The sequence below is a fragment of the Bdellovibrio sp. HCB-162 genome (genome assembly GCF_047344985.1).
GTDB lineage: Bacteria > Bdellovibrionota > Bdellovibrionia > Bdellovibrionales > Bdellovibrionaceae > Bdellovibrio.
The window spans coordinates 2,100,678-2,113,939 of record NZ_CP178861.1; the positions used below are offsets into that span (position 1 = coordinate 2,100,678).

14 protein-coding genes are annotated in these 13,262 nt (G+C 41.3%); 6 read left to right on the forward strand and 8 right to left on the reverse strand.

Annotation, left to right across the window (positions count from 1 at the left end; genetic code table 11):
- The first annotated feature begins 93 nt into the window (after positions 1–93).
- The 4 genes from ACLSSO_RS10315 to ACLSSO_RS10330 all read left to right on the forward strand — a co-directional run bounded on the left by ACLSSO_RS10315 (position 94) and on the right by ACLSSO_RS10330 (position 4,652).
- Entirely contained in the window at positions 94–1,716 is a 1,623-nt protein-coding gene (locus ACLSSO_RS10315) for a hypothetical protein (RefSeq protein ID WP_413942720.1), read from the forward strand.
- 139 nt (positions 1,717–1,855) lie between these two features.
- Positions 1,856–2,662 (forward strand): DNA/RNA non-specific endonuclease, encoded by an 807-nt coding sequence (locus ACLSSO_RS10320; protein ID WP_413942721.1) that lies wholly within the window; start codon positions 1,856–1,858, stop codon positions 2,660–2,662.
- A 2-nt stretch (positions 2,663–2,664) separates the two neighbouring features.
- Positions 2,665–3,810, forward strand: coding sequence for a hypothetical protein (locus tag ACLSSO_RS10325; protein ID WP_413942722.1), 1,146 nt, complete (start codon positions 2,665–2,667; stop codon positions 3,808–3,810).
- Complete coding sequence (locus ACLSSO_RS10330; protein WP_413942723.1) at positions 3,810–4,652, forward strand: hypothetical protein; 843 nt, start codon at positions 3,810–3,812, stop codon at positions 4,650–4,652. Before ACLSSO_RS10325 ends, ACLSSO_RS10330 begins: the two co-directional genes overlap by 1 nt.
- 3 nt (positions 4,653–4,655) lie before the next feature.
- Here ACLSSO_RS10330 and ACLSSO_RS10335 read toward each other — a convergent pair whose 3' ends face one another.
- The 7 genes from ACLSSO_RS10335 to ACLSSO_RS10365 all read right to left on the reverse strand — a co-directional run bounded on the left by ACLSSO_RS10335 (position 4,656) and on the right by ACLSSO_RS10365 (position 11,145).
- Positions 4,656–4,916, reverse strand: a complete 261-nt coding sequence (locus ACLSSO_RS10335; RefSeq protein ID WP_413942724.1) for a hypothetical protein — start codon at positions 4,914–4,916, stop codon at positions 4,656–4,658.
- A gap of 418 nt (positions 4,917–5,334) precedes the next feature.
- Positions 5,335–5,832, reverse strand: coding sequence for a hypothetical protein (locus tag ACLSSO_RS10340; RefSeq protein WP_413942725.1), 498 nt, complete (start codon positions 5,830–5,832; stop codon positions 5,335–5,337).
- A gap of 196 nt (positions 5,833–6,028) precedes the next feature.
- A complete protein-coding gene (locus ACLSSO_RS10345; RefSeq protein ID WP_413942726.1) occupies positions 6,029–7,438 on the reverse strand; it encodes a hypothetical protein in 1,410 nt (469 codons plus the stop codon).
- Between the two features lie 35 nt (positions 7,439–7,473).
- Positions 7,474–8,781: a ComEC/Rec2 family competence protein gene (locus ACLSSO_RS10350; protein ID WP_413942727.1), complete on the reverse strand. Its 1,308-nt coding sequence runs from the start codon at positions 8,779–8,781 to the stop codon at positions 7,474–7,476.
- Between the two features lie 480 nt (positions 8,782–9,261).
- The gene (locus tag ACLSSO_RS10355; protein ID WP_413942728.1) at positions 9,262–9,666 is read right to left on the reverse strand and encodes a DUF3617 domain-containing protein; all 405 of its coding nucleotides are present in this window, start codon (positions 9,664–9,666) and stop codon (positions 9,262–9,264) included.
- Positions 9,667–9,789: 123 nt separating this feature from the next.
- Positions 9,790–9,921, reverse strand: a complete 132-nt coding sequence (locus tag ACLSSO_RS10360) for a hypothetical protein (protein ID WP_413942729.1) — start codon at positions 9,919–9,921, stop codon at positions 9,790–9,792.
- Positions 9,922–10,440: 519 nt separating this feature from the next.
- Positions 10,441–11,145 (reverse strand): hypothetical protein, encoded by a 705-nt coding sequence (locus tag ACLSSO_RS10365; protein WP_413942730.1) that lies wholly within the window; start codon positions 11,143–11,145, stop codon positions 10,441–10,443.
- A gap of 299 nt (positions 11,146–11,444) precedes the next feature.
- On the opposite strand from ACLSSO_RS10365, the gene ACLSSO_RS10370 reads away from it, so the two are divergent.
- Entirely contained in the window at positions 11,445–11,756 is a 312-nt protein-coding gene (locus tag ACLSSO_RS10370; RefSeq protein ID WP_413942731.1) for a hypothetical protein, read from the forward strand.
- Between the two features lie 267 nt (positions 11,757–12,023).
- Positions 12,024–12,752, forward strand: coding sequence for a sterol desaturase family protein (locus ACLSSO_RS10375; protein WP_413942732.1), 729 nt, complete (start codon positions 12,024–12,026; stop codon positions 12,750–12,752).
- Positions 12,753–12,972: 220 nt separating this feature from the next.
- Here the strand turns inward: ACLSSO_RS10375 and ACLSSO_RS10380 are convergent, their stop codons facing one another.
- Positions 12,973–13,245, reverse strand: a complete 273-nt coding sequence (locus ACLSSO_RS10380; protein ID WP_413942733.1) for a helix-turn-helix domain-containing protein — start codon at positions 13,243–13,245, stop codon at positions 12,973–12,975.
- Between the last annotated feature and the right edge of the window lie 17 nt (positions 13,246–13,262).

Consider the following 13,262-nt stretch of genomic DNA (forward strand, 5'->3'; position numbering starts at 1 on the left):
CCGAGATGGTGTTTCTCAAAGTTGCTTTTTCTGTTGTGTAACAAGCCTGACGTGAAATCCCTCTCATTGCAAACATTTTTTCGAGGGGGAAAAATGGAATCGGTACGTTCTGGTAGTCATAATTTTATCCACGTTTTCTTAGGACGTGGACACAATGGGGCTCAAAAGATTGTTCTTTGTGCGCCTTTTCAAACAGACTTCGACGAGGTGGAATGCATACTGAGCTTAAGCGGAGTCGCACTTCCACCAATGAAAGCTAAGGTACAAGATCCACAAGTCAGAAACTTCGTTTTTGAATTTCATGGATTAATTCCCGGTGGAAAGTATACCTATCGCTTCACCAAAAAAGGCGAAACACTAAATTTGGGAGCAGGCCTTGTGGAGTCGGACCTTCGCTTCACCTACTGGAGCACTTTAGATGCAGGTGCTGAAACGGTTCTCATGAGCTGTAACGGCGTATACATCTTCAAAGATCAAAATAAAAAGTGGGACATGTGGCGTCGCCTTGAAACGACTGTCGCAAATTCTAAAAATCCACCAAAGCTTTTGATCCTTGGTGGAGATCAATATTATCAAGATGACACCGAGAAAGAGTTTTATGAAAAACTCAAGGGCGATGTGACTCCTGAACTTAGAAATGAAGTTAAAATGGCAGCTATTCGTCGAGCATGGGAACAGACCTCTGACCCAAGCTACCGCCGTCTAATGGCGCAAATCCCCTCTATTGCTATGTGTGACGATCACGACTTCACAGATGGCGCAGGAGGCAGATTCTGCGATATACATGGTAACTTCGAGCCAGCTTGGCTTATTTACCGCGATATTCTTGTTGAGGTCTTTGAAGCATTCCAAGCGTCAAGAAATCCAGAACCTTTAATCAAAAAAACGAAAAGTGCTTACTCATTCAGCCTAGACTTAGGAGATTCAGCTCTTGTGGCTTTAGATATGCGCACTGAGAAGAATTCACGCAAATCTTTACTCATGGAAGATGACCATAAGAATGAAGTTTTAAAAGCAATCCGCAGTCTAAAACACAAAAACATCATGCTACTTCTACCAGTAGTCCCTCTAAGGAATTCCCGTGAAATTGAATCATTGCTTCTCCTGATGTCGATGATTTTCGAAAGCAAGGATGTTGAAAATTTCTTAAAGGGTATCAGTCCGAAAATAAAGGAAGGGGCTGACTACGTCGCAGGCTTAAAGGACGACCTTGAAGACGCTCTAACCTCTCCACCCTCCCTGCCATTCTTTACGGAACTACTGGACGCGATCTCTGAGCAAGCATTGAATGGTGTCCAATTTACGATTCTCTCCGGGGACATCCACACCGGAGGCTCCGTAGAAATGAAAGTAACTAAGAACGGAAAAACCTTTGCGGTACCTATTCTGGTATCTTCTCCAATTGGGTATAATCCTATGCCCAAACTAGTAGAGGGTGCCCTAAAAGAATCGTCGTCGATTCTTATTAATAGTGGAAATCTACAAATTGCAGCCGTAGCGAACCAATTTTATCCAAAAAGAAATTTCGTCTTTTTGAAACCTGGCTTACTTAACACTACTGAAAAAAGCAGAGCAGCGAGAATTTTTGTAGAAGGTGTTTCTGGTTACCGTTACATGCCGATTGATCTCTGGAATGAACTTGAACCGGAATTTAATTCAGTTTCTGTAGTGCCGATCGCAAAGTTTGAACCGACACCACAAATTGACCTCGCATAAATCAGTCGATCAAATGCGGTGAGATCCAAGGCGGAGGAAGCTTGGTTTCCGGAGGCGTACAAATCAGTACGTCGAGGACAGCCAAGCTTCCAACAACAAAGGAGATCGCCACATTTCATCGGCTAATCACGGAGACAACATGAAATACATAATACTAACAATCCTCCTGTCGACGCTGATCTCCTGCCAAACAAAGCAAGCAGCTCCGGATCTTGCATTACAAGATGCCCAAGGCATTCAAGCAGAAGCTCTTCCAGCTAATACGCTTAAAATCTTAGACCATAAATACTTTGTCGTTATGTACGACACGAAGTACAGACTTGCTCGTTATGTCGTCTACGATCTAACTGCAGAACAAATTAGGAAATCTCGTCCAGGCACGAGAAAAGATTCTTTCAGACAAGACCCTCTCCTTAAAGGTGAGCCAAGTGTCGTCAGAGTCACAGAGTACGCGAACTCTGGATACGATAAAGGGCATTTGGCAAATTCAGCGGACTTCACGTTTGAACCAGAGGCAAATCGCGCAACATTCTTAATGTCAAACATGGTTCCACAAAAGCCTCTTTTAAATCAACAAGCATGGCGCTTCCTAGAGGACCAAGTCCGTCTATGGGCCTGTGGCGAAAAGAAGATCAAGGTGATCACTGGGCCAGTATTAAAAGCGGGCCTGCCGACATTAAAGAGTGGTCTTCCCGTTCCTCAGGAATTTTTCAAAATCGTTTTAGATGAAACGCCCCCAAAGAAAATGCTAGCTTTCATTTACACTCAAGAAGACTCCGAAGACGTCATGGCAAAACGCGAAGTGAATCTCAAAGACCTAAGACAAAAAGTCTTCCCACAGATGGCAAAGGAATCTTTCTCCTCCTACCCCATCGTGCCAATTTCGAATTGGAAATCCGAAGACTGCTCACCTAAATCAAAAAACAAACGGATTGTAGGTAGATAAAAATGTCGACAGTAGTCGTACTTGCATTCAAAACGGGAGAAATCGGAATTTGGGCAGACACGATGGTCACTAGGAAGGCACCTGTTGGCCCAATAGCAGGAAGAACAACTCAAGGAGAAGCATTTCAACCAATTTCCACAAAGGACGGAGTGCTATACTTTGACGAAGGAGCCTGCAAAATTGGTGCTTTTGGCGACAAAACTATTTGTGCAATTACGACTGACAACTCCGACTTTGCCATTGAGTTAATAGTTAGAGTCGAAAAACGGTTATTTGATCCAATTTCTCTTCCAAACATTCATCACGATTTTCATTTTGCATTAGTCGATATGAGTGGAAAAGTCGGCAATCCTGGCTTTGCTCAGTATATTATTGCCACTGAAGTATCTGAGGGCAGATGTTTCTTCTTGTTAGAAGCTTCACGTAATGACAAAGGCGAATGCTTTCTAAACCATGGGGAGAAATTAGTCGTTAAGGGCGAAGAATGGGGAGATATATTCGGTTCAGGAAAGGCATACCTCGATAATATAAATAAATCGGGCCTTGCATCAGTTACTCAATTTTATTACCAAGACTCATCGGCACAAAAGATTTTTCCCTTTTTAGTTGCTACGAACATTTCAAATTGGCTAAAAATTTCTACGAACAATTCTGCAGCGGGAGTTGGTGGCGCATTTTTAGGTCATCTTTTGACCGATAAAGGTATCATTACAACACCGGAGGCAATGCACGTTGTCGCCGATCCTTCTTCCGAAATTAAAGTTTTTTGTAAACATGTATACTCTGACTCAGTTTTCACAGTTCATGATTTGGTTTCGAGACACTTAATGAAATTCGAAACCTTGGATGGGGCTATGAAACGCTGGAACAATGCCGCAGCTGACTTAACAAAAAATGATGAAATTGCGATGCATTTTTCTTCTCCATTCATCGCCGTAGATAAAAGATCAGAAGAAGATCCAGATGCGCCTAATGTTAGCATCGTAGAAAACCAAGAGGGAAAAAATGCTATGCATGGACCACATTTTGAGTCTGATGCTGTTGTCTATCCACTACCAGAGGAGCCAATTTCATTTACTCCTAGTAATGGGATCAAGCTTACATTAAAGATGTCAAAGTATATTCCAAGAGAGTCAGGCAAGCCATAATGACAACGATATCATTCGGGGTAGTAGTTTTTATCGTTTCCTTGGCATATTGGATTCTAGATACATTCTTTGATACGCATACTTTTTGGAGTAGGGTCGCGAAAACGATAGCATTTTTGCTTGTTATTGGAACAGGTTTTTCGACTTTTTTATCGTACAAAGAGACAGCAGAAGCTGAATTAAAGGCTAACGAATCCGCAAAAACGATTTTGCAACTTGAAAACAAAGTTCTAATACAAGAGAAAAAACTTCTCACACAAGAAGTAAGAAGTTTAAAAATACAATCAGAACTGACGGAAGAAAAAAATAGAATAAAAGCTTTTTCAGCCGAAATTTATGTAACCATTAAAGGCAACTGGACACCAGAAACGTCGCCTTACGCTCCGAATGCAATAATACAGCCAATTCAGGACACGGTTCTCCTTATTGCGTATCCCAATCCGAAGCCTCGATGGCGTCCATTGTATTTTTATCCTAGCCAAATGTTTAACCTATTCGAGGGTGCGCCTGGGAATTTATTCTTCTATGCAACTCTTAGCTTGAGAAGTGATGCCGATATATTTGCAGCAAAAAAGTCAGAAACCTTGGAATTACAAAAATATGAAATCAGAGTCCCGTTGCTTAGATGGCAAGCTTTATCAAAAGTGCCATTAACAGTAACATACTCAAAAATTGACTTAAGAGTGAATGATTCGGAAATTTACACCTTACAGCGCCAAATGAATGAAACATTCCTTCCCGCTCCGCCTTCTGGAATTTACGGCGATCTAAGTGGACAGTACCTAACGATTCCCTTAATCTTTACTAAAAAGGATTTCATTCGATATAAGATAAAAAGGTGAATTCTAAATCTTTATAAATGTTTCGCCATCAAATGATATCTCTAGATTGAAGTTACTCTCAAAAATTTTTACTTTCAGTAGTTTTCCAAAATAGTTTTTCTTCTCTTCATACACTGCAGTGGCGATACCCGAATTGTTAATATGCGCGACGACATCCGTTGCATATTCTTCAGGACATTTAGTATAAAAAACGCCACCCTCAGGTTTCTGTTTACGAGCCATTTCCAACAATCGGTCGACTTCTTTGCGTAAGATCGGATCCATTCTTTCTCCTATTATATTTTTTCTGTTACATACTTAGGATACGGGCAAAGCGGACAACGGTTAAAGAGCGATATTATTTGTTTCCAATATTTAAGGATTCGATGGTTATTAAATCGCTGGCACGTCAATTGTACTAAGCAAGTGGTAAGCCAACCATAGTCCATTAAGTAACTGATCAGATCCAATTCAGATGCCATAATAGTCGACGATATGCCTTCAGCATAAGAAAAACGGGCTAGGCGAAGCATCGCCTCAGACAATTTTCACGAGAAGGCCTGTTTCATGTACTCAAGATTGATCAAAAGCGGACAGATGCGCGGCGGAGGGGCTCTTTCGAAATGAGGCGTACGAGTCAGTACGTCGCAATGAAGAAGGAGTCCCGACAACAAAGCAGATAGCCGTTTTTCATCAACCTATTTTAATACACACTCGCCAAGAGACTTTTAATATCCTTATTCCCAATACGCACTGAACCTATCCAATGAAAATTTCCATCCAGAGGTATTGAAGCAGTCCCAGTTTGAACCCAACCGCCCACATGCATTGTTTCACCTTCAATACTTACTGACACAAAAACTGGATAAACTGGATACTTTTTCCTTCGAAAAATTCTTTCACCGTTGATATTCTCGGCTACTTTTTCATATCCACTTTTCACAAGCCAAGACTGCAATATAGATTCAACGTCTCCAGACACCTTAATTGATGTTTTAAAGATCTCACCGTGTGAGTTTGGCACTAACATGTTTTTTTGGAGTTTCGCTACGAATATAAAAACTCCAATTATGAACAGAACCATTACTAAGATCACGGCGAATTCAGCAAAAGGGAGCTTTCCTTTGATGACTGCGTTAAGCAGAACCCCAACAAACAAAACAATTAAAATAATTTTTAATGCTATTTCACGGCTTCTCATAATCTCAGCCTTCCAAGGAAAAACCCTTCTATAAATAATTTTATGTTGGCAGCAGTTTGTCGACTTATTTTTTATAGAAATCGTACTTTGAATTCAAAATTAGTTTGGCGAAATATGCACAGAACGACGGTTTGGCTAGTCTTCGTCTGAAAGCTAGCTCCTATCCATTAATAGAGAATAGGAGCCACTATTAAAACTAGAACACAAGCTCAGAATTATTCACATAATAGAACTTAATGCGCCATTTTTGAGTACCGATAGGCATGGGCATGATCATTCCACCTTCAATATTCACGATGCCTAAATTAGTACCGATAATTTTATCGACGCCTTTGGTCCAATACCCTCGAGCTCGGTCAGCGGTCACTTCCCAACCAACAATTGTTGTATTTCTTATGCCGAATTGATTCTGATAAACAGGCATATTGATTTCGCTGCTCATTACTTTAAACAAGCTGTCGTTCGGAGACGCCTTATTTCCGTATGTCCACGTTGTTAAACCATCGTCTTTAGCGACATTCTGAACGGAAATTTTCGGTTCCTTTGTTGCCGCCATAAATAAAGAATCCACGAAGTTTCGTTTTTGATTTTCTGGGTCAGCGAAGTCTTTCACCAGAGCATCAATTTCAACCTGAAGAGATTTGCGACGCTCTTTGTTTTCAACAAGATCCGTTTTGAAATCCGTAATTTTATTCGTCAAAGCCTTATATCGCGCTTGATAAGCATCATGACAAGACGTTGTCAGATTATTGTATTGCCAAGTCATGTCCCAGTAGCTTCTATAAAACTTTTTTAAATCGTGAACGTCATCCGCCGTCATGTTCACTCTGTTGCTCATAGTAGGCACCAGCGTTCTATAGTGCTTAAGCTCAGCGAGCTGAGGGATTCCCACGTGATTTCGTTGGAACCACTTGAAGCAAGCATCAATGTCGGAGCGATCTGGCTCCGGATCATCAACATTCTTATCCAACACTCCCTCCATATACGTTCTCACATTGATAGTGATACTATGATCGCTGCGTTTTTTTTCAAAGGAAGCTCTCCCCTCTACTGAGAAAAGGTCCATCTTTGAAGCTTTAAGGGAGGCTTTAAAAGAATCCATCTTCGAGCTGTCATTGGTTTCACAGCGATAAACTGCAAAAAACCGCGCGCCGGTTTTTTGGCCATTGACGAAGTAGTCCCCATAGACTTCTCGGAAACCAGCAGGGTCTTTGGAATAATAATCAAGCGCTTCTTGCTTAATCCTCTTACTCGCGGGCAATCGGTCATATTCACTTGATTGATACTCAACACGGGCAACAATATTCAAAGTCTCTTTTGAGATCTTGATCTCGCTTAGGTATTCTACCTCTGCACTTGCCGAAAACGATGCGATGTTATATTCGCCCTTTAAGGAAATATCCAACATCTGATCAAGTTGGGATTTTGTTTCAATGTAATCATACACCGCAGGACTAAGTGCTACGGATGAAGAGCCAACGAACTCCGTTTCAAGCGCGTTTCCTACTTTCTCTCCAGTAATAGCATCAATACCGCCACCCATCTCAAAATCATCCCATCGAACCCCTGTTAGACCTAATTCTAACTTCATTCCTTGATCTGACATATTTTTCTCCTATCTTATTAATTGCTTATTTATTTTTATTCTTTAAACATCTCAGTCCAACATTGATCAGGCTGGCACCAGCAAGATTTCGGTTTACCTGCTGGAGTCGGACATGCAGGTTTCGAAATGCTCGAGTCTTTCGTTTTTATCCACCAACTTGTTCCGTCTGTTTCAAACTTTAGGTGTCCGTCCGAAAATGTATTAAAGGTGGCATCAACAATACCCTTCCTAACTGTAAAACCGCCCCCTGCGGTATCCCAGCAGCGAAAGTTATGCGTTTTCGACAAGGCAACAAGTCTACTTGTCGGTGAAGCCGCAAAATCATCGGCCACTTCACATCTTGGGTGTCCATAACCTTTGTTGTCGCCTGCACTGAATGCTAATACTTTAGGTGAAATTGTATCCACCCATTTAACCGAATTGGTTCCACTTGAACTGCCGTGATGGGTACCAATTAGCACTGTAGATTGAAGCCATGGTGTCCACGTGGCAAAGTTTTTCAGAATCTCTCTTTCTGCACTTTTCTCTGCGTCTCCCATAAACATCACTGAGAACACCTTTCCGAGCCCAGAAACCGTTCTATATAAGTACATGACGATACTCTGCCTATTTTTATTTTTTTCGGTAGGCGGCGGAACACCTGGCGGCGGAGGGGGTGGCGGAGGATCTTGATTTGCAGTTAGAATATAGAGCCCATTCCACGCGTTGCTCGCGTCACCGCATCCCAACGCTGGAATCTTATTTAGTTCAAAATATTTTTGATCTAGTTCTACAACTTCCGGCGCTTTACCGGTCTTCGAGGTTTTTAGTTTTTTTGTCCAATTATTGAAATCGTTGCTATAAAGGTGTGAAGCTCCGCCAATATATATTTTCCCTACAAAGAACGAGAGTTCAGAAATTAACTCGGGCATTAAGTTGTAGTGATCGGCATCAGCGTGAGAGACAACAATCGCATTAATTTTCGCTGGCTTTGATTTTGAAGCATCTGGAGTCCCTAGCGCCTCGTAAAGCACATCTCTTAAATCAGTATTATTTGGCCTCGTACCCTTCACAGAAGAAGATGACCCGCAGTCATAGATAACTTTGTCGCCATTGCTACAGGACAAGATCGAACAACTTCCTTGTCCAACATTTAACACTGTAACAACAGTTTTTTTAGGACCCGCCGCCGCCTTCTTAAGTTTATCGATAGAGCCTTCTTCAGATTCTTGCGGCGGCGGAGTTTCAAACATGGACAAAGGAGGAGCCTGCTCTACCACCTCTGTAGTCTTAGGTGGTTTCGTCACACAACCACTTAGAGATAAAAGAATCACAAAACTGATAAGCACATTCCAAAGACTCAAATTTCCTCCACGAATAGAACCGGATAACTAAAACGAAAAAAATGAACGGCTAAGGCAGATCTTCCACGACTTTTGGAAATTCAGACAATAGAAAGCCCAGACGCAATTACGTAAATTACGCCTTATTATTTTTTTGAATTTTGAGTTCTACTTATTTTTAAAAACTAAATCACGCGATCCTAAAATATGTAAACTATTTTTTATGATAAACAGAACACAGTGTTATAGAAATATTTGCGAACATGCTGAATGTTCCGCGAGAGTTCTTAGGAATATTAAATTTGTTAGCTATATGCCTTCAGCATATGGAGTGCGGGTTCGGCGAAGCATCACCTCAGATATTTTTTGCCGAGAATATGTATTTTCGAGGTTGATCAAAAGAGGTTGGATTCAAGGCGGACGAGTTTCGATTCCCACAGGCGTATGAATAAATACGTCGAGGACAGTCGAAACTCGAACAACGCAGAAGACGACTGCTTTTCATCGACCTCCGCAAGGGCCGACATAGGCCATTGTGGTTTTCGTTACCACCCCACCACTCTCAATCACCGTCACCAGCACATTCGCACTCACCCACTTTTGAGTGACTTTAGTGAGTTCCGGACCCTCTTTTTCGTTTGCGCATTTAACTTCAGCTACGTATTCGCTCGCTGTATCTTTTAAAAACTTTGTAGAGCATGAACCAGGGCTTTGGTTTCTTAATGCTTCTTGCTCTTTCTTTGAAACGCATTTAGAGGCTTCACGGCGGTAAACCTTGCCTTCGAGGGTGGTTTCAATTTGCGAACGCCACAAACCCTCTTGGACTAGGCGGAAATGCTTTGAAACGGAAGCCATTCCCAATTGAGTAAAAAGAACAATGCTTAAAAACGCCAATAGTGATTTCATAAACGATCTCCTTGCGCATAGGGATTGCAACCCAATTGCCATAGTGGAAATGCGTTTAATTCGACCTGATCTCAAACCTATACTGATTTTCCAATTTCTGGATCTCCAAAAATGGAAATTGATCTAAAAAAAGAGATTCACAAGCCACCTAAGCAGGAAAATGATTCCGTTCCTTATCCAGTCTTTTGCCATCTCCTTGATAGCCTCTTCAACAACCGGCTTTACCTTCTCAAATAGCTTCTTTAATACTTTCACAAGCACCTCCTATGCTTAAATTCACGTGTAATACTGCCGTTGAGCAGATCACCATTTGGATCATATGTGATGGGGATATTGAAAGGAGGTATAAATAGGATTCACATGAAGCAACACAAAAGCAAGTGCTTTTAATTTTCAGAATTATTTTATTTATTTGCCGAATATTTCGGTCAGAAAATTAATTTTCTGCCAATTAAATATTTAAATATTCCGGAAAAAAATTATTTAAATATTTAATTCTAATAAATATTAATTTTTAGATTTAAATCTCTTTTAAATAAACGGATCCGCATTTTTCACAGGAATGGGCATTGGGAGAAAAGAACGCACCTACAGCAAACAAAATCGGAAGTGCCGATGCTCCGAGCCTTTGCCCCGGAAAGAGCGGCCAGAATTTTAAACCAATAATCGCCGGAACCGCGATTATCAACATTAAAACAAAAGCTACCCGATAGATGTTATTAACTTTTGAATAACCGACATGCTGACAATTGGTGCATCGAACTCGAGCAGATTTTAAGATTGTGAGCATTTCACGTTCACAGTGTGAGATGGCTGTTTGGTATTATCATTAACGATCCACTTTCCATTCCTTTTAGTAGCCCGAACATGAACAATCGAGGGAGAATAACTACCTTTGATACAGAACACTTCAATAGCTTGGTCTTCATGTTTACAAACCAAAAGGAGCTTGGCACGTGGCTTGTTATTCATGTGCACATCAGATATTTCAGCCTCTTCTCCAATATCAGCAATTTTTCCATAGCCATCACGACAAGAAGTGAGGATCTCAGTAGGTACATCTGCCAAGCGTAGAGTAGGTTTCATCTTCTCGATATTAACTGGCTCCCCGGCATAAGAAACGATGTAAAACAAAATAAGGCCAATGATTATAATCACAATCCCACTAACCAAGCCCACTTTATTGATACGCTGATATTCAGGCGGCCCTTCGAGACTATCAAAAATCTCACGAAGCGGATTTCCTTTTGGAGCAAAAGCCAAGACTTGAGATTTAACTCTTAAATAATCATCTGGCGGCACGGGAACTAGAAAACTACTCCACACATTCTTACGCTTAACTCGGATACACACACCTTTGAGCTTCGCAGAGACGATGTCTTCCCAGCGGACAAACTGATTTAAAGACTGAATTCCATCCTTTGTTGCAATCGGTTTAAATCTCACATGATCAGGAAGGAACGTCATATTAACCTGCATTCTTATTTCTTACATAAAAGTAGGAATATAAAAAAGCCAAATGAATGGAGGCGAAAAAACCGCCAAAGGTAATCAATTTCGACACGACCGTTTCGTCACAAACATCAAACGCGCGTCCAATAAAGCATCCTGTTGAATATATATTAAAACTTTGCCAGAGCAAAAATGCTGTAGAAAGAGTTCCAAAACAGATCCACCCACTTTTCAGTTTTTTGATATTAGGCCTCCGATTTTCCATAATATTAACTCTATAGAAAATTGCCCTTCCAATAAAGCTATTTTTGTTTTTAAATTGAGTTATGACTATTAAGCTCCAAGACCTCCATGGAAAAAGTCTTTCCTTCCACATAGTTTACGAAGGTGAAGAAGGCGAACAATACATGATCACTCGCGAAGTCCGAGTGAAAAACGATGAACTTGTCGTCATAGGCAAAGACGATGAAGGTGATTTTACTTTTCTTCCGGAGTGGTATGAAAGGATCAAAGAAAGACCCGCAGGTCTAGAAAAGATAATTCCCGGTGAGTTCATGATTACTTTGTTCTGCGCGGACACTGACGACGAATCCAGCAGAACTTGGCAAAAAGTTCCGTTTTTGAAGTTTCCAGAATAGGCAGCTGAATGGAGCCACAAAAGAAAAATCCAAAGCTAAAATATCTTAAAAGAGCGATTAAAACTCGAACAGGCTTATTCTTCATAAGTGTTCTAACTGGAACTTGTTTTTACTTTATACATAAAATGGCAAGGTCATCTATTGGCATTTACTTTTTAGGTATTGGTGCCCTACTCGCGTGCACCCTACTTTCCCAGTACGTTAAAGACATGATTGATCCCAACAGAAAAAACAAACAAGACGAATCAGAAGAACCGGAGGCATAGTATGAATGAACAAGTTTTGCCGTCGATTCTTCTTGTGGTGAGCACTTTGATCTTTTTTGCTTGGGAAAGACTTTTGCCTGGGCGAAAATTACCTCACTCAAAAGGTTGGTACTATCGAGCGGTCTTCATAAACTTAATTCAACTTGCGATGGTTGGAATTGCGGGTCTAACCTGGAACAAATTCTTCAGAGACTACACCTTATTTAACTTTGGTGGCTGGTCGTCGCCTGCTCTTGAAGGTTTCTTTTACTGGTTCATCGGCACCTTTATTTTTTATTGGTGGCATAGGCTACGTCACGTAAATGGATGGTGGCTTATTTTCCATCAACTTCATCATAGTCCAAGTAGAATTGAAGTTCTCACTTCATTCTATAAGCATCCCGTAGAAATTGCTGCAGACTCTATTTTAATTGGTTTCATCATTTATACAGTCTTCGGTGGCACTGCCGAGGCGGGCGCGTGGTATGCTCTCTATGCTGCAACTGGCGAGTATTTTTATCACGCGAACATCAAAACCCCTCGTTGGTTCGGATACTTCATTCAGCGTCCAGAACATCACTCGATTCATCATGAGTTGGGCGTACATAAATACAATTACTCAGATATCACATGGTGGGACCGAATGTTTGGAACTTTTAAAGATACTGATGAGTTCGCCAGTCGCTGTGGATTTCCTGAACAAAATGAAGAGAAGTTAAAAGAAATTCTACTATTCAAAGACGTATACTAACGAAAGTGGTTAGCGATATGCCTGCGGCATATGAAGAACGGGTTCGGCGAATCCCCGCCTCAGACATTTTTTAACGGAAGAATATTTTTGTCTTTACTCCGAGCTGATCAAAAGTAGTCAGGTGCAAGGTCGCAGGGTTTGGCCTGCAACGGAGGCGTACGCGTTAGGTACGTCAAAGAGCAAGGCCAAGCACGAGAACGCAGCAGATGGCTGCTTTTCATCAGCTCTGCTTGAATTTGCGAATTAGGTCCGCTTTGACCTCATCCACCCTCGCCTTCAACGTCACCTCAAACAATTCATCTGCTGAAATCTTATAGAGTTGACCGAGCTTTTTAAGAGTATTGATTGGAGGCATTGAGACTCCGCGCTCCCAGTTAGAAATGAACTGTGGAGTGGAATAGCCCAAGTGTTCTGCAACGTCGGCCTGTGCTAAGCCCGCTTGACCGCGCTTTGCTTTAAGAAATTCACCAAGAATATTCTTCTTTAACGGCATTGAAGCCTCCCCCTTTA

Excerpts from the sequence above, each read along its gene's own strand:
- ACLSSO_RS10315 (WP_413942720.1), top strand. The coding sequence starts at position 94 with ATGGAATCGGTACGTTCTGGTAGTCATAATTTTATCCACGTTTTCTTA.
- ACLSSO_RS10320 (WP_413942721.1), top strand. The coding sequence starts at position 1,856 with ATGAAATACATAATACTAACAATCCTCCTGTCGACGCTGATCTCCTGC.
- ACLSSO_RS10325 (WP_413942722.1), top strand. The coding sequence starts at position 2,665 with ATGTCGACAGTAGTCGTACTTGCATTCAAAACGGGAGAAATCGGAATT.
- ACLSSO_RS10330 (WP_413942723.1), top strand. The coding sequence starts at position 3,810 with ATGACAACGATATCATTCGGGGTAGTAGTTTTTATCGTTTCCTTGGCA.
- ACLSSO_RS10335 (WP_413942724.1), bottom strand. The coding sequence starts at position 4,916 with ATGGATCCGATCTTACGCAAAGAAGTCGACCGATTGTTGGAAATGGCT.
- ACLSSO_RS10340 (WP_413942725.1), bottom strand. The coding sequence starts at position 5,832 with ATGAGAAGCCGTGAAATAGCATTAAAAATTATTTTAATTGTTTTGTTT.
- ACLSSO_RS10345 (WP_413942726.1), bottom strand. The coding sequence starts at position 7,438 with ATGTCAGATCAAGGAATGAAGTTAGAATTAGGTCTAACAGGGGTTCGA.
- ACLSSO_RS10355 (WP_413942728.1), bottom strand. The coding sequence starts at position 9,666 with ATGAAATCACTATTGGCGTTTTTAAGCATTGTTCTTTTTACTCAATTG.
- ACLSSO_RS10365 (WP_413942730.1), bottom strand. The coding sequence starts at position 11,145 with ATGCAGGTTAATATGACGTTCCTTCCTGATCATGTGAGATTTAAACCG.
- ACLSSO_RS10370 (WP_413942731.1), top strand. The coding sequence starts at position 11,445 with ATGACTATTAAGCTCCAAGACCTCCATGGAAAAAGTCTTTCCTTCCAC.
- ACLSSO_RS10375 (WP_413942732.1), top strand. The coding sequence starts at position 12,024 with ATGAATGAACAAGTTTTGCCGTCGATTCTTCTTGTGGTGAGCACTTTG.
- ACLSSO_RS10380 (WP_413942733.1), bottom strand. The coding sequence starts at position 13,245 with ATGCCGTTAAAGAAGAATATTCTTGGTGAATTTCTTAAAGCAAAGCGC.